Annotated in this window: 19 protein-coding genes and 1 tRNA gene; 10 read left to right on the top strand and 10 right to left on the bottom strand. The window is 70.0% G+C overall.

Annotated elements, in window-relative coordinates; genetic code table 11:
- Nucleotide 1: 1 nt before the first annotated feature.
- On the bottom strand, nucleotides 2–961 hold the full coding sequence (locus ACSJD1_RS01165) for a glycosyltransferase family 2 protein (RefSeq protein WP_438853482.1): 960 nt from the start codon (nucleotides 959–961) through the stop codon (nucleotides 2–4).
- 85 nt (nucleotides 962–1,046) lie between these two features.
- Between ACSJD1_RS01165 and ACSJD1_RS01160 the strand changes: the two genes are divergently transcribed.
- On the top strand, nucleotides 1,047–2,051 hold the full coding sequence (locus ACSJD1_RS01160; RefSeq protein ID WP_438853481.1) for a hypothetical protein: 1,005 nt from the start codon (nucleotides 1,047–1,049) through the stop codon (nucleotides 2,049–2,051).
- Nucleotides 2,052–2,068: 17 nt separating this feature from the next.
- On the opposite strand, the gene ACSJD1_RS01155 is transcribed toward ACSJD1_RS01160, so the two are convergent.
- Complete coding sequence (locus tag ACSJD1_RS01155; RefSeq protein WP_438853480.1) at nucleotides 2,069–2,926, bottom strand: glycosyltransferase family 32 protein; 858 nt, start codon at nucleotides 2,924–2,926, stop codon at nucleotides 2,069–2,071.
- A gap of 164 nt (nucleotides 2,927–3,090) precedes the next feature.
- Here ACSJD1_RS01155 and ACSJD1_RS01150 point away from each other — a divergent pair, with 164 nt between their 5' ends.
- Nucleotides 3,091–4,251: a glycosyltransferase family 4 protein gene (locus ACSJD1_RS01150; RefSeq protein ID WP_438853479.1), complete on the top strand. Its 1,161-nt coding sequence runs from the start codon at nucleotides 3,091–3,093 to the stop codon at nucleotides 4,249–4,251.
- 20 nt (nucleotides 4,252–4,271) lie between these two features.
- On the opposite strand, the gene ACSJD1_RS01145 is transcribed toward ACSJD1_RS01150, so the two are convergent.
- Nucleotides 4,272–6,083, bottom strand: coding sequence for an ABC transporter ATP-binding protein (locus tag ACSJD1_RS01145; protein WP_438853478.1), 1,812 nt, complete (start codon nucleotides 6,081–6,083; stop codon nucleotides 4,272–4,274).
- An 81-nt stretch (nucleotides 6,084–6,164) separates the two neighbouring features.
- Between ACSJD1_RS01145 and ACSJD1_RS01140 the strand changes: the two genes are divergently transcribed.
- From ACSJD1_RS01140 to ACSJD1_RS01115, 6 genes are all read left to right on the top strand, one after another.
- Nucleotides 6,165–7,193, top strand: coding sequence for a MauE/DoxX family redox-associated membrane protein (locus ACSJD1_RS01140; protein ID WP_438853477.1), 1,029 nt, complete (start codon nucleotides 6,165–6,167; stop codon nucleotides 7,191–7,193).
- Nucleotides 7,193–7,456 carry a PqqD family peptide modification chaperone gene (locus ACSJD1_RS01135; RefSeq protein ID WP_438853476.1) on the top strand — a complete coding sequence of 88 codons (264 nt, stop codon included), beginning with the start codon at nucleotides 7,193–7,195 and terminating at the stop codon, nucleotides 7,454–7,456. The genes ACSJD1_RS01140 and ACSJD1_RS01135 overlap by 1 nt, the downstream gene beginning before the upstream one ends.
- Entirely contained in the window at nucleotides 7,456–8,859 is a 1,404-nt protein-coding gene (locus tag ACSJD1_RS01130) for an O-antigen ligase family protein (protein ID WP_438853475.1), read from the top strand. The genes ACSJD1_RS01135 and ACSJD1_RS01130 overlap by 1 nt, the downstream gene beginning before the upstream one ends.
- A 17-nt stretch (nucleotides 8,860–8,876) precedes the next feature.
- Complete coding sequence (locus ACSJD1_RS01125) at nucleotides 8,877–10,292, top strand: tyrosine-protein kinase domain-containing protein (protein WP_438853474.1); 1,416 nt, start codon at nucleotides 8,877–8,879, stop codon at nucleotides 10,290–10,292.
- Nucleotides 10,293–10,332: 40 nt separating this feature from the next.
- Nucleotides 10,333–11,190, top strand: a complete 858-nt coding sequence (locus ACSJD1_RS01120) for a hypothetical protein (RefSeq protein ID WP_438853473.1) — start codon at nucleotides 10,333–10,335, stop codon at nucleotides 11,188–11,190.
- Between the two features lie 116 nt (nucleotides 11,191–11,306).
- A complete protein-coding gene (locus tag ACSJD1_RS01115) occupies nucleotides 11,307–11,792 on the top strand; it encodes a hypothetical protein (RefSeq protein WP_438853472.1) in 486 nt (161 codons plus the stop codon).
- Nucleotides 11,793–11,955: 163 nt separating this feature from the next.
- Here ACSJD1_RS01115 and ACSJD1_RS01110 read toward each other — a convergent pair whose 3' ends face one another.
- The 6 genes from ACSJD1_RS01110 to dcd all read right to left on the bottom strand — a co-directional run bounded on the left by ACSJD1_RS01110 (nucleotide 11,956) and on the right by dcd (nucleotide 17,838).
- A complete protein-coding gene (locus ACSJD1_RS01110; protein WP_438853471.1) occupies nucleotides 11,956–13,008 on the bottom strand; it encodes a PqqD family protein in 1,053 nt (350 codons plus the stop codon).
- A 104-nt stretch (nucleotides 13,009–13,112) separates the two neighbouring features.
- Nucleotides 13,113–13,820: a signal peptidase I gene (gene lepB, locus ACSJD1_RS01105; RefSeq protein ID WP_438853470.1), complete on the bottom strand. Its 708-nt coding sequence runs from the start codon at nucleotides 13,818–13,820 to the stop codon at nucleotides 13,113–13,115.
- A gap of 119 nt (nucleotides 13,821–13,939) precedes the next feature.
- Complete coding sequence (locus tag ACSJD1_RS01100; RefSeq protein ID WP_438853469.1) at nucleotides 13,940–15,007, bottom strand: glycosyltransferase; 1,068 nt, start codon at nucleotides 15,005–15,007, stop codon at nucleotides 13,940–13,942.
- 265 nt (nucleotides 15,008–15,272) lie between these two features.
- Nucleotides 15,273–16,001: a class I SAM-dependent methyltransferase gene (locus ACSJD1_RS01095; protein WP_438853468.1), complete on the bottom strand. Its 729-nt coding sequence runs from the start codon at nucleotides 15,999–16,001 to the stop codon at nucleotides 15,273–15,275.
- A complete protein-coding gene (locus ACSJD1_RS01090; protein ID WP_438853467.1) occupies nucleotides 15,998–17,167 on the bottom strand; it encodes a glycoside hydrolase family 99-like domain-containing protein in 1,170 nt (389 codons plus the stop codon). The genes ACSJD1_RS01095 and ACSJD1_RS01090 overlap by 4 nt, the downstream gene beginning before the upstream one ends.
- Before the next feature lie 65 nt (nucleotides 17,168–17,232).
- The gene (gene dcd / locus ACSJD1_RS01085; RefSeq protein ID WP_438853466.1) at nucleotides 17,233–17,838 is read right to left on the bottom strand and encodes a dCTP deaminase; all 606 of its coding nucleotides are present in this window, start codon (nucleotides 17,836–17,838) and stop codon (nucleotides 17,233–17,235) included.
- A gap of 303 nt (nucleotides 17,839–18,141) precedes the next feature.
- Between dcd and ACSJD1_RS01080 the strand changes: the two genes are divergently transcribed.
- Together ACSJD1_RS01080 and ACSJD1_RS01075 are read left to right on the top strand one after the other, a co-directional pair.
- Nucleotides 18,142–19,533 carry a Coenzyme F420 hydrogenase/dehydrogenase, beta subunit C-terminal domain gene (locus tag ACSJD1_RS01080; protein ID WP_438853465.1) on the top strand — a complete coding sequence of 464 codons (1,392 nt, stop codon included), beginning with the start codon at nucleotides 18,142–18,144 and terminating at the stop codon, nucleotides 19,531–19,533.
- 95 nt (nucleotides 19,534–19,628) lie between these two features.
- Nucleotides 19,629–19,699, top strand: a tRNA-Gly gene (locus tag ACSJD1_RS01075).
- 327 nt (nucleotides 19,700–20,026) lie between these two features.
- Here ACSJD1_RS01075 and ACSJD1_RS01070 read toward each other — a convergent pair.
- Nucleotides 20,027–20,218: a hypothetical protein gene (locus ACSJD1_RS01070; RefSeq protein WP_438853464.1), complete on the bottom strand. Its 192-nt coding sequence runs from the start codon at nucleotides 20,216–20,218 to the stop codon at nucleotides 20,027–20,029.
- Between the last annotated feature and the right edge of the window lie 242 nt (nucleotides 20,219–20,460).

Here is a 20,460-nt window from a genome sequence, read left to right as displayed (position 1 = left end):
CTCAGGCGGGAACGCCACCGAGGATGCGGCGCAGCTCGTCGCCCGTCCGGTCCGTGCGCCGCGGCGGCGTGGGCCGCCACCGTGCGTCCTTCAGCATCGCGCCGGCGCCCCAGGCGATCCCGACGATCGTCACCGCCAGGCGCATGGCTCGCCCGCGCAGTCCGTTGGCGGTGCCGACGTTCCGGAACTGGCCTCCGACCCAGTTCCACAGCGTGCGCGAGCCGATGCCGGCTTCGCGGGCCAGCAGGACCATGTGGTTGCGCCGGCCGTACAGCTTGTAGCGCGTGTCGAACCGGGCGCCGCGCACGTGCGGGGCCGGCCGATGGTCGACGACCGCCGCGGGCGCGAACACGGAACGGGCACCGAGTGCTCGCACCCGGAGGAACATGTCGGTGTCCTCGCGGAGCGCGGTGCCGGGGTAATCGTCGCGGAACCCGCCGAGCTCGGCGAGGACCGACCGGCGGAACGACATGTTCGCACCGATGCCGTGGTCGACGTCGACGAGGTCCGAACTCTCCGCGGCGAACCCGTCTGTGAGCGTGCCGTCGGGCAGGAGGCGACCGATCTCACGGTCGTACCGCTCCTCTCCGGGCTGTCCGTTGCAGGTGCGTCCGGCGACCGCTGCGACTCCATCGACCGCGAAGGCCGCCTCGAGGGCGGACTGCCATCCCGGTCGCACGACGACGTCGTCGTCGAGGAAGGCGACGAGCTCGCCGCGGACGTGGCGAAGGGCCTCGTTGCGAGACCGGGTCATCCATCCGGCCAGCTCGGGAGCGTGCACGTACGTCGCCGAGGGCATGACCGCGCGCGCCGCGCGCGAATGATCCTCCTTGGAGGCATCCACCACCACGACCTCGGCGGCCGCGTCCAGCTCCTCCGCCAACGCTGCCAGGCACCGCTCGAGGAACGCCTCCCGCTCATAGGTGACGACGCACACGCTGAGCCGAAGTGCCTCGTCCATGCTGCCCAGCTCCGCCCGCCCGGAATGCTTCGGCTCCGGTTGCCTGCGCGATCGCCCACGCGCCCGTCGATCCTATGCTGGCGGGGTGGACTCAGGTGAAACTCCGCTCGCGGCCGGCCGGCGGCCTCGGGTGTGCTACGTGATCCTCAGCCACAGGGACTGGCCACAGGTCAGTCGGCTGGCTCGGGCGATCCTCGCATCGAGTCCGAACGCGAGGGTCCATATCGCGCACGACGCCCGACGCGAGGTGTTCCCGAGCCACGACCCCGACGAGCGCATCGAGATCGTCGAGCACGGACATCCGGCGGATTGGGGCTCATGGGCGCTGGTCGAGGCCATGCTCGGCGCCCTGGCCGCTGCTCGCGAGCGGACCGATCCGGACCTCGTCTGCCTCATCTCGGGTCAGGACTACCCGGTCCGCCCGCTCGAGGGCTGGGAGGACGAGGCGATGGCCGCCGACGGCTGGATCGGTGCGGCCGAGCCGCTCCGGTACACGCCACGGTGGGGCCGCCGACGCGGAACCGGTTCCGACACGCTCACGCGCTACGACTACCGGTGGTTCCGCACTCCCGCGGCCGTGGTCGGCCTCCATCCAGCCGGGCGGGTCGGTGGGTTCCTGCGCCGCGTGCGCGACGCCGTGGCACTGCGGACGGAACCACTGCTCAGCGTCCGCACCGTCACACGGGGGCGAGGCGTCCACTGGGGCCTGCGCCGCATCCCCTCGCCCTTCAGCCCGGACAGGCCCTGCTGGTACGGCAGCCAGTGGCTCGCGCTGCGCAGGCCGGAACTGGATCGACTGCTGGACACGGACCTCGCCCGCGGATCGCGGCTGCGGCGCCTGTATCGACGAACGATCATCCCGGACGAATCCGCCTTGGTCACGCCGCTCGCATGGCGGAGCCCGCCTGCCCCGCTCCCACCGGTCACCCACACGAACTGGGACGTCGCGCGCGACGAGCCGACGACCTGGACATTGGACGACCTGGAGGCCGTGGTCGCGTCGAGGGCGCCGTTCTGCCGGAAGGTGGACCCGGTCGCGAGCGCTCCGCTGCTCGACGCCCTGGATCGCGCGACCGCCCCGGGCGGATGACGTGCGTCCGCATTCGACTACCGGTAGGCGGCGTCCTCGTCCCAGGCGACCGACTCGTCGAGGAGGACCCGATCGCCGTACTTCAGGCACAGCGGGTGGAGCACGTCGGCGAGCAGCCCAGTCCAGGTGATCGGGTAGTCGGGCTCCTGGCCCCAGATGCCGCCGCCTGATTCCGCCAGGGCCGGCGCGAAGTAGTCGAGCCGCCGGTCGACCTCGCGGAGCCACTCCGCCGTGAGCGGTGAATGGGGCTTCGCGATGAGGGTGCTCTCGGATGCGATGCGCCGGTAATACCGGCGGAGGTGCCCCCCGAGGCGCTCGGGAGCCTGACCGGCCCACGCAGGATCGGTCAGCGGGGGCCCCAGCAGCCACGCGTCCGAGTCCCGCAACCGGTCCATCGCGGGACGCCACGGCTCCCTCAGCTGCTTGATGTCGGAGTACCCGCCCCCGTAGTGATGAAGGAAGTACGCACGCAGGTAGTCGGACCTGTGGACGAGCGAGAGATCGTCGTATGCGGCGGGGAGCGGATGCGCCGGCAGGACGAAGCTCGGGAGTCGATCCGGCGTGATCAGCTCGACCGGTGTGCCCGGGTTGATCTCCCGCATCTGGGCGAGGCACTCGGCACGGTTCGACGTCAGCGGGTTGGTGCCCGTCCAGAAGCACCAGATGACCTCGGGCACGTCCGACGCCGACTCGTGCATCTCCGGCGGGCGTCGCTCGAGGAACGTGTGGGGGTAGCGGCCGTACCAGAAGTCCGACGGAGACAACCTGCTCGTGAGATCGGCCCAGGTGCGATGCGTCCAAAGGGTGACCGGGTTGCGACTCTGGAGCGCGTTCCAGCGACGTTGGACCGCCTTGAGGGAATCGCCTACGCGCACGGGGAGAGCCTACCGACGCCGACGGTCGCATCACCCACTGGGGCGGTCCGCGCCCGACGCGACCTGCCGGCCGACGCCGGGCGCCGCGTGCCGACCGCCGGGCGCCGACCCTAGACTGTCCGCATGAAGGGTGGCAGCGCGTCGCTGGTGCGCGTCGTCACGACATGACCCGAGTCATCCACACGATCACGCCGTGGGATCACTTCTCCCCACGCACCGGATCCGCGATCCCGACCGTGGTCGACGGCCTCGCGCGGGCGGCGATCGCGTGCGGCGACGAACGGCACGCCGTCGTCGTCGAGCGCTCGACGTTCGAACCCCGGTACGACAGCGCCGACGTCATCGAGTACTCCGGCCGCCATGTCTCGGCGAAGGCGCGCAGTTACCTCGATCCGGCTCTCGGTCGACTCGGATTGCCCCGGCTCGGCACAGCCGCCTACTTCCGCCCCCTCGTCGCCGCGCTCGGTTCGGAGCCGCCGTCGACCGTGCTCGCCCACAACGCGCCGCAGTTGCCGTGGCTGCTGCGCCACACCGACCATCGGGTCGTGCTCTACGCGCACAACGAGTTGCTGCGCACCTACTCCCGTCGCGAGGCGGCCCGGGCGCTCGCCCCGGCCCACGCGATCGTGTGCGTCAGCGCAGACCTCGCCGCGCGCACCCGGGACCTGGTCGGACGTGGGAACGAGGCGAAGGTGCACGTCGTGGGGAATGCCGTCGACGTCGCCAGGTTCACCCCCGGCGCGGCGAGCTCGGAGGAGCGCCCGATGCGGGTGATGTTCGTCGGCCGCATCGTGCCGGCGAAGGGCGTCGACACGCTCGTGCGGGCCGTGTCCGGATTCGGGCCGTCCGAGCTCGAGGTGGTCGTCGTCGGCAGCGCGGGCTTCGACCCTGGCGCCGCACTCACGGAGTACGAGTCCGAACTGCGCGCGCTCGCGGCGACAGCCGGCCCCCGCTTTCAGTTCCGCCCGTTCGTCGATCGAACCGCCTTGCCCGCGCTGCTGCGCACCGCCGACGTGCTCTGCGTCCCCTCACGATGGGCCGAGCCGAGCGGGCTGACCATCGGTGAGGGGCTCGCGACCGGAATCCCCGTCGTGGCGAGCCGAGTGGGCGGCATACCGGAGGCCGCCGGACCCGCCGGGCTGCTCGTCGCGCCGGACGACCCGGTCGAACTCGCCGCTGCGCTGCGACGGCTGCTCGACGATCCCGGGTTGCGTCAGCGGGTCGGCCGTGCTGGTCGCGACTGGGCGATCGCGCACGACTGGGCGTGGGCTTGGCGGAGGCTGCGAGACGTCCTCGCCGTCGGGGGGCCCGGTCTCGGAGCCTGATCCGCTGATCCGTCGGTCGGTCAGTCGAGCCGACCGAGTTCGACGAGCCTGGCGAACTCGGCGTTCGCCGCGCGGACCTGATCGAAGGCCCCCTGCGCCTCGATGCGACCGTCCTTGAGGAACACCAGCGTCTCAGCGTGCCGAACGGTCGACAACCGGTGCGCCACGATCAGGATCGTCATGGTGCCGCCCAGCTTCGCAAGCGTCTCTGAGATCTGGTGCTCGGTCGCATTGTCGAGCGCCGAGGTCGCCTCGTCGAGCACCAGCACGTTCGGGCGACGATAGAGCGCACGCGCGATCCCCAGCCGCTGGCGCTGACCCCCCGAGAGGCGGACCCCGCGTTCGCCGACGACCGTGTGCACCCCGTCGGGCATCGCCCCCACCATGTCCTCGAGCTGCGCCATCGCGAGCGCCTCGCGTACGCGGTCGAGGTCGATGCGGTCGGGTTCGACCTCGAACGACACGTTCGCCGCCACCGTGTCGTTGAAGAGGAACACGTCCTGCGGCACGACGCCCAGCCCGGCATACCAGGCGGCGAGGTCGTCGGCGATGGGCCGGCCGCCGCACTCGATCGACCCCCGGGTCGGCTGCAGCAACCCGAGCACCAGGTCGATGAGGGTGCTCTTCCCCGCCCCACTCGACCCCACGAACGCGATCGTGGTGTTCTGCGGGATCCGGAGCGACAGTCCGTCGAGCACCGGCTCGTCCGCGTCGGGGTAGCGGAACTGGACGCCCTCGAGGACGAGGTCGCCCCGATAGCGGGTCTCGTCGCGTGGCTGCTCGTCATGCTGTCCACCGTCACGCACCTCGTCGGCCGACGCGAGGAAGATGCGCAGACCCGCCTGCCCCGTCCGCAGCGTGGCGATGTTCGACGACACCCGTGTGAGGGTGGGGAGCGCGCGGAGCGCCGCGGCAGCGAACACGCCGAGGACGACGAGCGCCTCCGCCGGGGTTCCGACGCTGAACAGATACGCGGAGATGCCTGCGATCGCGACCACGAAGCCGATCTCGAGCGTGTATCGCGGAATGTCCCCGATGAGCCCCATGTCGCGACCGACACGCGCTCCGTGCAACCTCGCCCTCCGGTAGCCGGCAACGAAGTCTTCTCCGCGCGAGCTGAGGCGAGCCTCTCGGAAGCCGTCGAGACTCGGCAGCAGGTACTGCCATGCCTCGAGGCTCAGTTCGGCCGACTCCTCGCCGAGGCGGGTCTGCGTGCGACGCAGGAGGCGCTGCAGGCCGACCACGAAGAGCCCGAACACGGCCACGGTGACGATGGTCACGACAGGATCGGTGATCGCCAGCACGACGGTGATCGCGATCAGCACCGCCAGGTCGGTGCAGATGCTGACGACCGCGAGCAGGACTGAAGTGGCCTGGGTGACGGCGTCGTTCACGCTCCGGTAGATCTCGCGCAGTCGGCGAGCGCGATGCGCCGCGTACGGGGCGAGCACGTAGCCCCGGAGGAGGGCGGAGGCGGCGTCGGCCGAGACGCGCGTCGTGCGACCCAGCAACCACCACCGGAAGATGAGCGACGCGACGCTCTTCACGACGAACAGCACCGCGACCGTGGCGGCGACGATCGGGATGAGCACGGTCGGTTCGCTCGTGCCGAAGATGTCCGAGATCACCGCGAGCGCGCCGGACTGCGTGTCGGCCCCGCCGATCAGCTGCGTGAGCGGAACCATCGCGGCGACGCCGAGCGTGTCGAGTGCGGCGAGCACGAGCGAGGCCATGACGGTCGACGCGACCCACGCGGTGGGGTGCGCACCCGCGTATTCGAGCAGTCGCCGCAACTGGGAGAAGAGCCCCTCACCCCGTGCCCGTGTCGCCATCGTTCCCTCGTCATGCGGCCGAGCCCCGACCGGACCCGCGAAAGACTGAGTGTATACGGGGCGCCTCGGTAGGATCATCCCGTGCCGACCGCTCTCATCGCCGCCCCTGCGCTCATCCTCGCCGCAGTCATGATCGCCAGCGCCGTGGGCAAGCTCCGCCGACCCGACGACCTCGCCGGGTGGGCGCAGCTCGGCGTGCCCGAGGTCTTCCGCCGAGGATGGCTGCTGCGCCTCCATCCATGGGGCGAGCTCGTGCTCGGCGTCGCGCTGGCCGTCCTCGGGGGCCTGGTCGGTTCGCTCGCCGCGTTCGCCTGCGCCGTGCTGATGGCCGTCTACACCTGGCTCGTCGGCCGGGCCTGGTCGACGGCGCGGCAGACCGGTGAGGATGCCACGTGCGCGTGCTTCGGCGAGTCGGCGCCGGTCACCGGGGTGACGCTGCTCCGCAACGCGTGGCTGCTGTTCCTCGCTCTCGTGGCGACGGCGACGGTCTGGGCGGCGCCCCTCGTCGGAGGTGCGCTCGTCGCCGTCGGCACCGATTGGGCCTGGATCGTCGCGCTCGCCGCGGCCGCCTTCACGTCCGTCCTCGTCGTCTGGCGCAGCCCAGAGCCGGTCGGCGCCGACGAGGGCGCGACCGTGAGCGCAGGCCCCGAGACCGGCGACGAGCCGCTCGACTACATCCGCACGAGGACGCCCGCCATCCCGGTGATCCTTGGCGACGGCACTCCTGCGAACCTGCGGAAGCTCTCGCGTTCCCGGCCGATCCTGCTCCTCGCCCTCACCGAGACGTGCGCGCCGTGCCTGGCCGTGTTCGATCGCGTGCCCTCGTTCCGCGCGCTCCTGCCCGAGCTCGACGTCCGCCTGCTGGTCGCGCCGGGGCCTGGGGAGAGCAAGTTCACCGAGGTCGAGCACCCGCAGTCGCTGCACGACTGGGACAGCAACGTGCGCGCCTCGATCGCGGACTGGGGCACGCCTGCGGCCGTGCTGCTCGGCGTCGACGGACTGCTCGCCGGCGGCCCCGCACAGGGTGAGCAGGCGATCGTGTCATTCATCGGCGACATCTACGAGAGCCTGCACGGCGAGCGTCCGCCCGGCGAGGCAGCCGGCGGCTGATGCGGTACGTGCTCGCGGCGGACGTCGGCCTGGAGGCATCCGACGGTGCGATCTACGTCGCGCCGCTCCCCGACGGGCCGATCCTCGTCCTCGAGGGCGTCGCCGCGCTGATCTTCACGGAGGCGACCCGAGGTGGCCACGACGACCTCGTCGACCGGGTCGTCCGCCAGGTGGACGGCCCGTCCGAGGAGATCGCCTCCCACGTTGGCGCGTTCCTCGACGACCTCGTCGCCCGTGGGCTGCTCGTCGAGGAGGGGACCTGATGCGCGGGGATGCGCCTCCGGTCCGGTGGCGCGACCGCATCGCGGACTGGTGGGCGGGTCTCTGGCGCTGGTCGCTCCTCGCCGTCGGCGTGGTGGTCGCCACCTACGTACTCCTCGACCGAGCCGGCGAGGGCGCACTCGTCACGGGCTTCGCGATCGCAGCGCTCATCGTCGGAGTCGTCGTCACCACGTCGAAGCCGCTCGCAATCGCGCTCATGGCGATGCCCGCGCTCTTCGTCGCCCAACGGGCCGGTTTCGGCGGCGGCGACGTCTCGGCTTCCGACGTCGCGCTGGCCGCCGCGTTCGGCACGGCCGTGCTCCTCGGCCATCGGCCCTACAGTCGCGAACTCCGGACGATGCTGTGGTTCAACCTCGGCTACCAGTTCGCGACGCTGTTCACCGTGATCGTGAACCCGTTCATGCAGAACACGGTGGAGTGGTTCCATGCCTGGCTGCTCATCTCAGGCGCGCTCGTGGTCGGCTGGGCGATCGGGCGGGCCGGGTATGCCAAGTGGGCGTTCACCGCGATGATCGCCACCGGGTGCGTTCTCGCCGTGGGCACGGTCATCACCGGAGTGTTCCAGTACGCCGGCGGCGATTTCGGCCCCGTCTATCCGGACTTCCCGTGGCCGATGCACAAGAACTTCGTCGGCACGGCGCTCGCATTCGTGGCGTTGATCGCCTACGTGCACCCTCCGTGGGCCGGCCTCTCCACGCGGTTGACGCGACCGGCGCTCTGGCTCCTGCTCATCGCGATCGCGATGAGCCAGTCACGGCAGGCGTGGATCGGGCTCGTCGTCGCTGCATTCGTGATCCTCCTCCGCCGCGGCGGGCAATCGCGGCTGCTGCTGGCGCTCGCGGTGCCGGCGATCTGGCTCACCGTGTCGATGGTCATCGAGCAGATCGAATCGCAGAACCAGCACAATTCGACGTTCCAGCGACTGCAGTGGTTCCGCGAGGTCTATGCGTACTGGAAGCACGCCCCGATCTTCGGCCACGGGCTGCGGTTCTGGTACGTCGATCCGACGCTGCCATATCAACCACCGCAGGCCGAGCTAGAGGTCGCCGCGTCCGCCGGCCTGGTCGGTCTGGCCGCGTTCGCGACGATGTGGGTGGGATTCACCGTCGTGCTCTGGCGGATCGACAAGGTCTACGGCACCCTCGCCCTCGCGGCGGTCCTGAGCCGGATCGTCCAGGCCCAGTTCGACCTGTTCTGGGCGGGCGTCCAGACCTCGATACCGTTCGTCATCGCCGGCATCTGCCTCGGTGCCATGGCCCTGCAACGCTCGTCGGACGCGTCCACCACCGACGTGGCCGGACTGGCTCCACCGACCGATCCACGTGGCCGGTCGTCGACGCTGCCCTACGATAGAGCCGTCGGCCGCTCGGCCGACGCACGCTGACACCTCGAGGGGGCGGCATGGAGCTGCGCGACTACCTTCGCGGATTGCGTCGCCATTGGCTGGCCATCGTCCTCATGACGCTGCTCGGCATCGGCACCGCGTACGGCTGGTCGCTCCTGCAGACCCCGGTCTACGAGGCGACCGCGAGCGGCGTCGTGCAGGCGAAGACCGAGTTCGAGGCCGGCCAGCTCCTGAACGACGACAGCTCCGCCCGCCAGAAGGTGCCGACCCTTCTCGACATGGCCGGGTGGGAAGAGGTCGCGCAGCGCGTGATCGACGACCTGGGCCTCAGCGGGAGCCCCGCATCGGTCGCCTCGAGGATCACGGTCGAGAATCCGCAGAGCACCTCGATCATCCGATTCACGGCGCAGGCGAACACCCCGGAGGAGGCCGCCGCCCTCGCTCAGGCGTGGATCGACGCCCTCGCGGCGACCGTCGCAGTCGTCGACGGCGACGACTCCCCGACCCAGATCAGCATCTACTCCGCGGCAGCGGCCACGATCCCGACGGTCCCGGTCTTCCCGGACACCCGCACGGCCCTCATCGTCGGCGGGGTCCTCGGGCTCGGCGCCGGCATCGCGTTCGCCCTCATCCGCACCGCATCCGATCGTCGCGTCAGGGCGACCGACGACGTCGAGTCGAAGCTCCACGTCCCGGTGATGGGCGTGATCCCGTCGTCCAACGCGCTCACCGGCACGAGCAAGCTCCTGGCCGACACCGCCGGAGAGCGCACGTTCCCGGTCGCCGAAGCACTGCGTTCGCTGCGCACGAACCTCCGGTTCATGGACGTCGACAATCCGCCGCGGAAGATCGTCGTCTCCAGCCCGCTGCCTGGCGACGGCAAGTCGACGATCGCCTGCAATCTGGCGCTGACACTGGCCCGGAGCGGCGAGCCGGTCGTGCTCGTCGACGGCGACCTCCGCCGTCCCACGGTGGCGACCAACCTCGAGCTGCCGGGCGGAGCCGGCCTGAGCGATGTCCTGACCGGGCGCGCGGCCGTCGCCGACGTCCTCCAGCGGACGCCGCACGACCCGCACCTGCTCGTGCTCGCGGCCGGGACGATCCCGCCGAACCCGAGCGAGGTGCTCGGCTCCGCGCGAATGCGCCAGCTCCTGGAGGACCTGGCGAAGCACGCCACCGTGATCATCGATGCGCCGCCGCTGCTCGCGGTGACCGACGGCGCCGTGCTCACGCAGCAGGCCGACGGCGCCCTGCTCGTCGTCGGCGTCGGGAAGACCAACTACGACTTCGTCGAGAAGGCGCTCGACGCCGTTCAGAAGGCGAACGGTCGCGCGCTCGGGCTCGTTCTGAACAAGGTGCCGCGGAAGGGCGGCGACGCATCTCCGTACGCCTCCGCGGCCTACGTGCAGGAGTACGTGAAGGGTGGCAGCCGGAAGCGCTCGTCGGCGCACGCGGCGGCCGAGTCGGCCTAGCGATGCCGGCAGCCTCCTTCTTCGACGCGAGGGCCCGGTCGTGACCCCTGACGTCGACGCCTCGCAGCCGGCGGTCCCGCACCTCGTCCGCCTGCACCTGGCGAGGGCGTCGGTGCAGACGCTCGCCGAGCAGACCGGCGTGCGTCTGCTGCACATCAAGGGCGACACACAGGACCGATCGATCCGGTCGAGTTCGGCGCCCGGCACGGACGTCGACGTCATGGTGCATCCGGATCAGGTCGACCAGCTCGACGCCGCACTCCGTGCGCACGGCTGGCGCGTCTACAGCACGTTCACCGGCGGCTCGCCGTTCGGCCACGCGCAGACCTACGTGCACGTCACATGGGGATACCTCGACGTCCACCGCTCGTTTCCGGGCATCGGCCTCGCCCCGGAGAACGCCTTCGAGCGACTCTGGTCCTCCCGCGGCACGGTGGACGTCGCTCGTGTTCGCTGTTCTGTGCCGGATGTCTCCTCCCAGGCGGTCATCTCGATCCTCAACGCGGCGAGGTCGCGCCGGCCGTCCGGGCTGCAACGCGAGTGGACCGACCTCGAGCCGGAACGCCGTAAGGCGATCGAGGACGAGGTCGAGACCCTCGACGCGCTCCTCGCCTTCGACGCGGCCTTCGGCCGGCTCGACCGGCATCGCGGGGCACGCGAGTTCCGGCTCTGGAAGGCCGTGACCGAGGGCGGCAGCCGCCTCGACGAGTGGTGGGGACGAATCCTGGCCGAGCCGAAGCTCGGCGGTCGCGTGGCGATCGCGCTCCGCGCCCCGCTCGTCAACCGGGCCCACCTCGAGCACCATCTCGGCCGGCCGCCGACACGCCGCGACGTCCTCTACGAGTTCATCGATCGACCGATCAGGGGCGTCCGAGAGCTCCTGCGCCGACGATCCTGACCCCCGTACGTGGGGGCTCCGTCGTGTGTTGCGCATTCCTCAGCATGCGATAGCATTCACGAGCGTTACCCATATCACAAAAACCTCACAGCACACTCGTCGAAGGACAAGAGGCCATGACCGAGACCCAGAACTCTGAACTGCCCGGCGTCAGCCGCCGGACCGTCACGAAGGCGATGGCTTGGGCAGTCCCCGCCGTCGCCGTCGCCGCAACCGTGCCCACCGCGGCCGCGAGCTGTATCCCCAGCGTCATCCTGGGGCAGGATGCATGTAAGTGTCCCGGGCAGTCGACCGGCGACCCGTGGGGCTACTACCTCACCTTCACGACCGACGGTACGGTCTGCCCCGACACGTCGTCGGAGGTCTGCGTCACGGACGTGAAGAAGACCAACAACGCGGCGTTCACGCTGCAGCCCGGCTACAGCCTCCCGGTCTGCTTCACGGCAGGAACCCAGTCCGACCTGGTGGGGTTCCTGAGCGACAACAGTGGCAACTTCCTCACCGTGACGTACACCGTCGACGGTGGCGCTCCGATCGTCGACACCAAGGTGCCGACGAACAACATCGGCGAGTGCACCACGGCGTTCTGCGGGGCGCGCTAGGGGTAATTCCCCTCCTACCGCGCGAACTCTCTCCGCATCCGATTTCTGATGCAGAGATCGCGAGACATGTGAGACGCTCGGCCGAATCGCTTTCGGCCGAGCGTTTCTCTGTTCACCACGAGCAGTCGTCGGGGGCGATGGGGCCGTCCACGGCGGCCACAGCTCAGGGGACAGTCGCCTGACTGACCAGGAGGCCCTCGCGGACGAGTTCATCGATCACCGCAGCGACCAGGTCCGAGGCATCCCCTTCGGCCGGCTCCCCGAACTCCGCGATCGCCTGCGCGACGAGCTCCTCGACCCTCAGGCCGTTCCCAATGCCCACCCAGATCGAGGGGGCGATGCCCGCGAGCACACGGAACACCCCACCGCTCATGACCGCGACGGATTCGTCGGCGGCGATCGCGTCGGACACCGGTCCCCATCTGAACGCCGTCGTCCCGACTCCGGACTCCTCCTGATTCGACGCGAGCGGGCGCCACGAACCGGCGTCGGCCGGCGATGCGCCGAGCAACTCCGGGATCAGGGGAACGACCGACGCCGCCTCGCCGTAGGTCATGCGCCAGACGCCGCCGACGGCATCGCACAGTGCCGCGAGTCGCTGCAACGGAGCCTCGATGTCGGTGACGTAGCTCAGCTGCGGAACGAGTTCGGCGATGGCGTCGATCACGGGAACCCGCGTCAGTTCGGGCTCGGAGACGCCGGGCTGACGATCGAGCAGGACGAGCGCCGCCAGCCGCAGCGGAGCGGCGGGCAGGTCCATCAGCCCCGCCCGGCGCGGCGCGACCTGCTCCTTCGGACCATTCGGGCGCACCTTCGAGAGCGGCTTGCGGTACGCGTGCACGGTGAGGTCGCGGTCGACCGCGACGGTCTCGTCGGAGACGTAGCCGAACTGCGCCCCGAGGGTGGCGCTCAGGGTCGTCTTTCCTCGCCCCGACGGACCGACGAACGCGATCACGCGCCCGTCCTCCATGGCGACGCCTGCGGCGTGCATCATGATCAACGCGCCCCGCTGATGTGCGAGCGCTGCGAGCGTGACGCGGACCGAGAGCCGTTCGAGCATCGACTCGACCGGACCATCGGAATCGACCTCGACGACCGCATCGGTGTCGTCAGCGGTCACGGTGGCGTCCGCCCAGGCGTCGGCGACACGCGCTCGCGTCTCCTCCGGCACGTCGGCCGCGAAGCCGATGCGCACCGTCGCGCCGATCGCCGTCACATCGACATGCTCGCGGAAGGTGCGAGGTCCCGCGGTCATCGAACCGTCTCGCGCAGATCCATGCGTTCATCCTCTCGCGCGATAACGCCCGTTGCGGCCCGATCCTAGCCGAGCGCTCCCCATCGTTGGATCGGCCACAGGACGGCGACCACCTCGCCGACGATCCCGCCGCGCGACGCCCATCGCCAGCAGTCGTCGGCCGTGCCGGCCGCACGACAGGAATACGCCGAATCTCGAGAGCCGGACCGATTGTCGCCGAGCATCAGGTAGGAGTCCTCGGGCACGGCGACCTCGTCGAAGCAGCGTGTCGAGCGCGGCGACGTCGTGCAGTCGAGTACTCCCTCCTCGAACGCGAAATCGTTGGAGACGTAGGGTTCGTCGATGGGACGGCCGTCGACGAGCACCGCTCCGGTCGAATCGCAACACGCGACCACCTCACCGGGTGTTCCGATCACCCGCTTCACGAGCGTGTGCGGCCCGGACGGGCCGAATCCCGTGACCTCGCCGATCCAGCGCAATGCGCCCCGGACGGGATCGACCGGCGCCGCGTCGGGGGCCTCCCACGCCTCATCAGTGTCGAAGACGACGATGTCGCCCCTGGCCGGTTCGGATCCGAGGTACGCGAGCCGGTTGACGAGGATCCGGTCGCCCGGCTCGAGCGTCTCCAGCATCGAGCCCGACGGCACCACGTACGGCTTCGCCAGGAAGGTCAGGACCAGTCCGACGACGAGGAATGCGAGCAGCAACTGCGCCCAGAAGCTGCCGAGAACCCGGCGCCAGCGCGGTCGCGCCGCGGCGGGTTCGGTCGTCATGCCGCTACAGTACCGACTCGACCGGCTGTCCGATGGCCACGTGCTCGGGCCCGCCTGGTGGCCGGCATCCACGCACGCCCAAGCCGCGCACCTGAAGCGACAAGCTCACCTGCGAATCATCACGCCCGCTGCACCACCTCTTCCAGCACTCTCGTCAGCTGGGCGACGTGCGCGTCGCGACGGAACCGGCGCGCCCACGCCCCGCACGAGGCGGCGTCGATCTCACGGGCGCGGCGGATGGCTGTCGCGAGGTCGTCTGGGGTCGGCGAGCCGGCATGGAATCCATTGACACCCTCGCTGACGGTCTCGAGGTACCCGCCTGCGGGCACCACCGCGGCCGGCGTGCCCTCGAGGGCGGCCTCGATGATCGTCAGGCCGAAGTCTTCGCGGCCTGCGCCGATGACGACGGCGGCGTGGCGGTACAACCAGGCGAGCTCGTCATCGCTCACGCGTCCGAGTCCGTGCACGCCGGCCTGGGGGTCGTCGAGCGTCTCGGACCCGTGGCCGGCGACGACGATCGGCAGACCGGCGATCCTCGAGGCCGCGACGGCGAGCGCGACGTTCTTGTACCCGCGATCGCGGGCGACGCAGACGGTGAACGCGTCGGGCAGGGGGCGCCGGGGCTGGGCGGCCGTCTCCGACACCGGTTCGACCGGCGGGTTCACCACGACCGCGTCGAGATCGTACGCGTCGCGGATGCGATCACGTGTGACCACCGAGTTCGCGACGAGAACCTGCGCGCGGCGCATGGCCTCACGGTCGCCGCGGCGGAGTATCGGAGTGCTCGCCCAGAGTCCGGCGCGCCGCACGGGGCTCAGCCGCATCCGGTAATCGGATGCCGCGTACAGCCAGCGGGCGGGACTGTGCACGTAGACCACGTGCGGCATCTCGTACCGGAACCGGTGCGCCCAGCCGCTGCTCGAGACCAGGGCGACGTCGCCCCCGGAGACCACGGTGCGCTCGGCGATCGAGGGCAGGGCGGGGAGCAGTCGCTCCACCTGCGCCGTGAGCGAGCCGGGCAGGCTCCGGTGCACGTCGAGTCCCCGGAACGCGTCGAACGTCCCCTCGGCTGAGTACGCGAGGGTGTAGATCGTCCGCGACCCGAAGGCGGTCGCCCAGTGCGCGACGACGCGCTCGGCGCCGCCGAACTGCACGAGGTAGTCGTGCGCGAGGACGATTTCGGTCATCTTTCTCGCATTCCCGCGACACCGTTCGGACGCCGCATGATCGGGTGCACACGACGCTGCTTCGGTCACGCGTCTGCGGCATCCTACGTCGGCATTTACGGGGACAGGAAGGGATGCGGGCCCCGAGTTGCGGTCGCATGCGGCGCGGGCGGCGATTTGTGCCCCGAATTGGGGCGACGTGGACCCGATCCGCTTCCGAGCGAGCGGGCGTCGGTCACGCAGACACTGCTCCGTCGGCAGACTGACGGTGCAGCTATGAACGTCGTCATCCGTTCTCGTCCCCGTCCGAGGCTGACCGCAGCTTCGCCACCACGACGAACTGCCGCCATCGAACGTCGGAATGCCGCAGTTGGAGGATCGACCGTCCGACGCTTCGAAACGGCCAGAGGAGCAGATCGCGGCGCCCTCTCGTCCGTGTCGGGCGCCACTCGTCCCGCCATGCGGAATTGATCCCGGCGAACACCTCGATGACGTACCCAGCCTGCTCGAACGTCTCGCGAATCGTTCGGTCGGTGAAGAAGCGCACATGTGTTCGATCGAGAATGCCGGTGTCCTCGTAGTCCCACCGGCCGTGCCAGAGCTTCTCGAGGTGCGGCCCATACCTGACATTGGGGATCGAGGCCATGATCCGACCGCCCGTCCGCAGGTGTCGAGCTGCGGCTTCGACGGCCGACCACGGGTCCAACATGTGCTCGAGCACATCGTTGAAGCACACCAGGTCGAAGCGGCCCGCGTCCGGGGGGAGGTCGTCGGGAAAGTACCCGTCGTACACCCGATCGAGGTGCCGTCTCGCGTTCTCGGCCGCAGCAGGCACCGCTTCGATGCCGACGAGTCGAGCGTTGGGGCCGAGGACACCACGCAGCGTCATCGCGAAGCCGCCGTGCGCGCAGCCCACGTCAAGCACCGAGCCGGCATGAGCGGGCACGAACGGCGCCAGTTCAGCGCGCCGTTCGTCCCCGTACACGTCGTGTTGAGCGGGCGAGGATGAGCTCATGAGACCCCTTCGGACGCATCGACGGGAATGCTCGGGGCCGCGGAGCGCGCCTGGAAGGTTTCTCCTCGGTACAGCTCGTCCCGCAGCACCTGCAGGCGCGCGTGTCCTGTCGCCAGGTCGGGTTCGAGGTAGTTGCCCTCAGCCCATTCGTTCCACGACTTGATCCACAGCAGACGTTCCTCGGCCCGACGGTCGGCAATCGAATCGATTGCGTCGCGTAGGTGCGCACGGAAGTACTCCGGTCGTGCGTCGGTCAGTACTATGCCCCTGCGTCCAGAACGCGGTGTATTGTCCCAGTTCGGCACGACGCACGGCTGCATGTCGCTGCCCCAGTGTTTCGGGCGTGGAAGCGGCGACCGCGCGTAGCGATACACGACTGGGTGTCCCAGGAGCTTGTGCCTGGCCCGAACCACCGCCATGCCGCCCCGCCCCAGTTCGAAGGGCAACCGCTGTTGCAGCGCGGCATCGAATCCGTCCTCGCGGAACCGGCTGTAGTGGGCGTCGAGCGTCGCGACGAGGTACAGGCCGCCGAGCCCGGCGTCCCGGGCCATCCTCTGCCACTCATCGACGAATCGCGCAGCCGAGGGCAGCTGCCCCGGTCGATAGATCTGGAACACCGGTCGCCCATGCACGCGGAGGTAGCGCTCGTCGCGGAATGCCGGCAGCAATGCGTCGAAATGCGCACGGTCATCGCCGACTGGATAGGTTTGCTCGGCGAGCACGCGTTCGCGGGCACCATGCCAGATCCCGGTCCACGACTCGTTCGCCCAGCCCAGGCAGAAGCCCAGCGATGGACGACCGGATTGCAGCACCTCGGAGAACGGTCGCTGCAGAATCTGCCGCCCGCCGCCGAACCAGTAGTGCCAGTAGCAGAATGCCTCGATGCCGTGAGCGGCGGCGAGTTCGGCCTGGCGTTCGCGCGTCTCGGGCAGGCGCAGGTCGTAGAACCCGAGGTCTGCCGGGATATGAGGTTGCTCGTGTCCCCGGAACCTCGCACGCGCCCGGGCGACGTTCGTCCACTCAGTGAAGCCCGGGCCCCACCACCGGTCGTTGTCGGGCACGGGGTGGAACTGCGGCAGGTAGAGCGCGATGACGCGGGCTGCCGGCGCCGCCGCGCTCGAAGGCTTCGATTCCGGCTGCGGATCGCCCGTTGATTCCCCCACCATCGCCCGATACTAGCTCGCGCAGACCCGGCTAGAGACCCGCATCTACGCCCGCACCGGTTGCCCGCTCAGCTCCCGGCCGAGCCGGCGTCGGTCACGCCGACATCCGCCCTGCTGAAGTTCCGGAACGAACGCGACGCGGTCGGACCGCGCTGGCCCTGGTATCGCGACGAGTACTCGGCCGACCCGTACGGCCGCTCGGACGGCGACGAAAGCCGGAAGAAGCACAGCTGCCCGATCTTCATGCCCGGCCACAGTTTGATCGGCAGGGTCGCGACATTGCTGAGCTCGAGGGTCACGTGTCCGGTGAAGCCCGGGTCGATGAAGCCGGCCGTCGAATGCGTCAGGAGGCCCAGCCGGCCGAGCGAGCTCTTGCCCTCGAGGCGCGCCGCGACGTCGTCGGGGAGCGTGACCGCCTCGAAGGTCGACGCGAGCACGAACTCGCCCGGGTGCAGCACGAACGCCTCGTCGGGGCGCACGTCGATGAGGTGCGTGAGCTCGGGCTGATCCTCGGCCGGATCGATGAACGGGTACTTGTGGTTGTCGAACAGCCGGAAGTACCGGTCGAGGCGCACGTCGATCGACGACGGCTGGATCATGGCGGGGTCGTACGGGTCGAGCCGGATGCGCTCGCGGTCGAGCTCGGCCCTGATGTCGCGATCCGAGAGAAGCACGAGGTCAGCCTACCGAGGGGTCAGAGGTTCTCGACGAGGTATACCGTCGCGCACACCCGGCCCGCTGTACTCATCGATGTCCTCGCGGCCGAACGATGCCGTGTAGGAGGCTCCTCGGGGCTGGGGGGCGAGGAGCTTCCGCGCCGCACGCCAGCGCCAGACGAGACTCGGGGAGGAGCATCCACACCGCAGGGTGTACGCCTGAACGATGCCGTCGTAGTTGGTGTGGAGGGGCAGTGTCCTCATCAGTACCCTTCGAGACACGGGTCGACGGTATCTGCAGGCTCGCCGAGGAGGGGTCGCATGACGCACGGCATCGAGCAGGTCGTCGATCGAGGCATGTGCATCGGGTGCGGCGCCTGCTCGGTCCGGACATCGGGCGCGATACCGGTCACCATCGGGCGCCACGGCGTCTACGAGGCCAGCCTCGACGGAGTCGACCAGGCCGCGCTGCGCGCCGCCAGCCGGGTGTGCCCGTTCTCCGACGACGCGAAGAACGAGGACGTCCTCGCCCGCGAGCGATTCCCCGACCTCCCGAAGGACGACCGCCTCGGAGCCCACCTCGAGATCGTCGCCGGACGCCGGACCTCGGAGCAGGAGATCGTCGGCAGCAGCTCGGGCGGCCTGACGTCGCTGCTGCTCGAGGAGCTGCTGCGCGCCGGGCTCGTCGACGGCGTGCTGCACGTCGGGCGTTCGCCCGGCGACCCGCGGTTCTCCTACACCGTCTCGACCGCGCCGGAGGAGATCGAGCAGAACCGGAAGTCCATGTACTCGGCGACCACGCTCGCCGACGTCGTCGCCGGCATCCGGGGCGACGGCCGGACCTACGCGGTGGTCGGAGTGCCCTGCTTCATCAAGGCGCTACGCCTGCTCGCGAATGAGCTCCCCGACCTCGGCGCGCAGTTCGGGGTCTACGTCGGCCTCGTCTGCGGCCACCTGAAGTCGACGTTCTTCGCCGAATCGCTCGCCTGGCAGGCCGGCGTGCCGCCGACCGAGCTCGATCGGATCGACTTCCGGGTCAAGAACTCGGATCGCTACGCATGGGACTACGACTACGACGCCGTGAGCACCGACGGCTCGCACCACGTGCGACGCTCGGCCGACACCATCGACGGCGGGTGGGGCTTCGGCGCGCTCCAGCCGGAGGCCTGCAACTTCTGCGACGACGTCTTCGCCGAGGGGGCGGATGTCGCCTTCGCCGACGCCTGGCTGCACAAGTATGCGGCCGACTGGCGGGGCACCAACGCGGTGGTCATCCGCGACGAGCGGGTACGGCGCCTGCTGCAGTCGGCCGCGGATCGCGACGACGTCGAGCTCGAGCCGCTGTCAGTGGAGGATGCCGCGCGATCACAGGCCGGCGGCTTCCGCCATCGGCGCGCCGGACTTTCGCTGCGGCTCGCCGACGACCTCGCCGCCGGGCTCAGCGTGCCCGTCAAGCGCGTGCCACCCGACCGCTCCGCGGTCTCCCCCCGACGCGCCGCCGTGCTGCGGCAGCGGCGCCGCATCTCGCGGCTCTCACTCGTCGCGTTCGCGGATGCTCGCGAGGCCGGCGACTACGAGCGCTACGCGGGGCCGATGCGGCGAGCCATCCGCCGGTATCGACGGCTCGACGCGTGGTCGCAGGGGGCGAAGGCGCTGGCTCGACACGTCGCGCGGCCGGTCGTGCATCGGGCGCGACGGATGCTGCGGCCATAGCACCGCCCGGTGCCTCGACGGGTGCGAATGGGGTGGTCGCGCTTGCTATGCTGACTGCGTCGCACCCGGCGTCATCGGCGCCGCGGATGCCACGTGCCGATGTAGTTCAATGGTAGAACTTCTGCTTCCCAAGCAGACAGCGCGGGTTCGATTCCCGTCATCGGCTCTTCGTGAATTGCCCGATCAGAGCACCTTTCCGAGCTCCGGGAGCAGGCGCGCAATCCCACGTATCGCCCGGATACAGTCCACGCGGATGCACCTCGATCGGTTCACGGGGGGGGGCGCGCGTGAGGCCGTAGCCGAACCTCTTCTGGCTGTGCCGAGCGGGGTCAAGCCGCGCCTGGAGTGGGGGCGGCGTATCGCCCCGCGTGCGCGCAATGCTCGAACACGGATCAGTGTGCGTCGACGAGAGAAGAGCACCACGTTCGCGCCCTTCGGACCCGCGCGTGATTCGGGCATCGTGTTCTGGCAGTGCGATGCCGCCGACGTGAGGTCAGGGGATGGCGCCCCTGCCGGAATCCCGGGCCGCACCGGCACCGTACGCGCGTGCCTGCGCTTCAGCGTGCGAGGCGTCCGCGGCGTGATCCAACCCCTGAGAGTTCCGAAGGTCCCGGCCCGTCAGGATCCAAACGAGCACGCCCAGGAGAGCGATCCCGACCACGACTGCGACGATGACGATCTCCATCGATGCTCCATTTCGCTTTCGGTGAAGCTAGCACCGCAATCTCGCAGAGGGATCCCCAACCGGGCACTGCGCGAGAGCGGCGGGTCGCGTACGCGCGTGGATTCGTGCGTCTGTGGTTCGCTCGCGCACCTCGCGAGGATCGCAGCGTCGCTCCGCGGCGGGGTTGGCTCTTCGGGAGGTGGGGTCGCTGAGGCACGCAGGCGTCCTCTTGTGCGCGTGAAAGGGCGGGACTAGCGTCGGCA

The sequence above is a fragment of the Agromyces excoecariae genome (assembly GCF_051715505.1).
In the GTDB taxonomy this organism is placed as follows: domain Bacteria; phylum Actinomycetota; class Actinomycetes; order Actinomycetales; family Microbacteriaceae; genus Agromyces.
The sequence above is the reverse complement of the archived record's forward strand: the minus strand, read 5'-3'. Positions and strand labels throughout refer to the sequence as shown.

Excerpts from the sequence above, each read along its gene's own strand:
- ACSJD1_RS01130 (WP_438853475.1), top strand. The coding sequence starts at position 7,456 with ATGCGCGGGGATGCGCCTCCGGTCCGGTGGCGCGACCGCATCGCGGAC.
- ACSJD1_RS01115 (WP_438853472.1), top strand. The coding sequence starts at position 11,307 with ATGACCGAGACCCAGAACTCTGAACTGCCCGGCGTCAGCCGCCGGACC.
- ACSJD1_RS01135 (WP_438853476.1), top strand. The coding sequence starts at position 7,193 with ATGCGGTACGTGCTCGCGGCGGACGTCGGCCTGGAGGCATCCGACGGT.
- ACSJD1_RS01125 (WP_438853474.1), top strand. The coding sequence starts at position 8,877 with ATGGAGCTGCGCGACTACCTTCGCGGATTGCGTCGCCATTGGCTGGCC.
- ACSJD1_RS01165 (WP_438853482.1), bottom strand. The coding sequence starts at position 961 with ATGGACGAGGCACTTCGGCTCAGCGTGTGCGTCGTCACCTATGAGCGG.
- ACSJD1_RS01080 (WP_438853465.1), top strand. The coding sequence starts at position 18,142 with ATGACGCACGGCATCGAGCAGGTCGTCGATCGAGGCATGTGCATCGGG.
- ACSJD1_RS01100 (WP_438853469.1), bottom strand. The coding sequence starts at position 15,007 with ATGACCGAAATCGTCCTCGCGCACGACTACCTCGTGCAGTTCGGCGGC.
- ACSJD1_RS01095 (WP_438853468.1), bottom strand. The coding sequence starts at position 16,001 with ATGAGCTCATCCTCGCCCGCTCAACACGACGTGTACGGGGACGAACGG.
- lepB (WP_438853470.1), bottom strand. The coding sequence starts at position 13,820 with ATGACGACCGAACCCGCCGCGGCGCGACCGCGCTGGCGCCGGGTTCTC.
- ACSJD1_RS01150 (WP_438853479.1), top strand. The coding sequence starts at position 3,091 with ATGACCCGAGTCATCCACACGATCACGCCGTGGGATCACTTCTCCCCA.
- ACSJD1_RS01145 (WP_438853478.1), bottom strand. The coding sequence starts at position 6,083 with ATGGCGACACGGGCACGGGGTGAGGGGCTCTTCTCCCAGTTGCGGCGA.
- ACSJD1_RS01070 (WP_438853464.1), bottom strand. The coding sequence starts at position 20,218 with ATGGAGATCGTCATCGTCGCAGTCGTGGTCGGGATCGCTCTCCTGGGC.
- ACSJD1_RS01090 (WP_438853467.1), bottom strand. The coding sequence starts at position 17,167 with ATGGTGGGGGAATCAACGGGCGATCCGCAGCCGGAATCGAAGCCTTCG.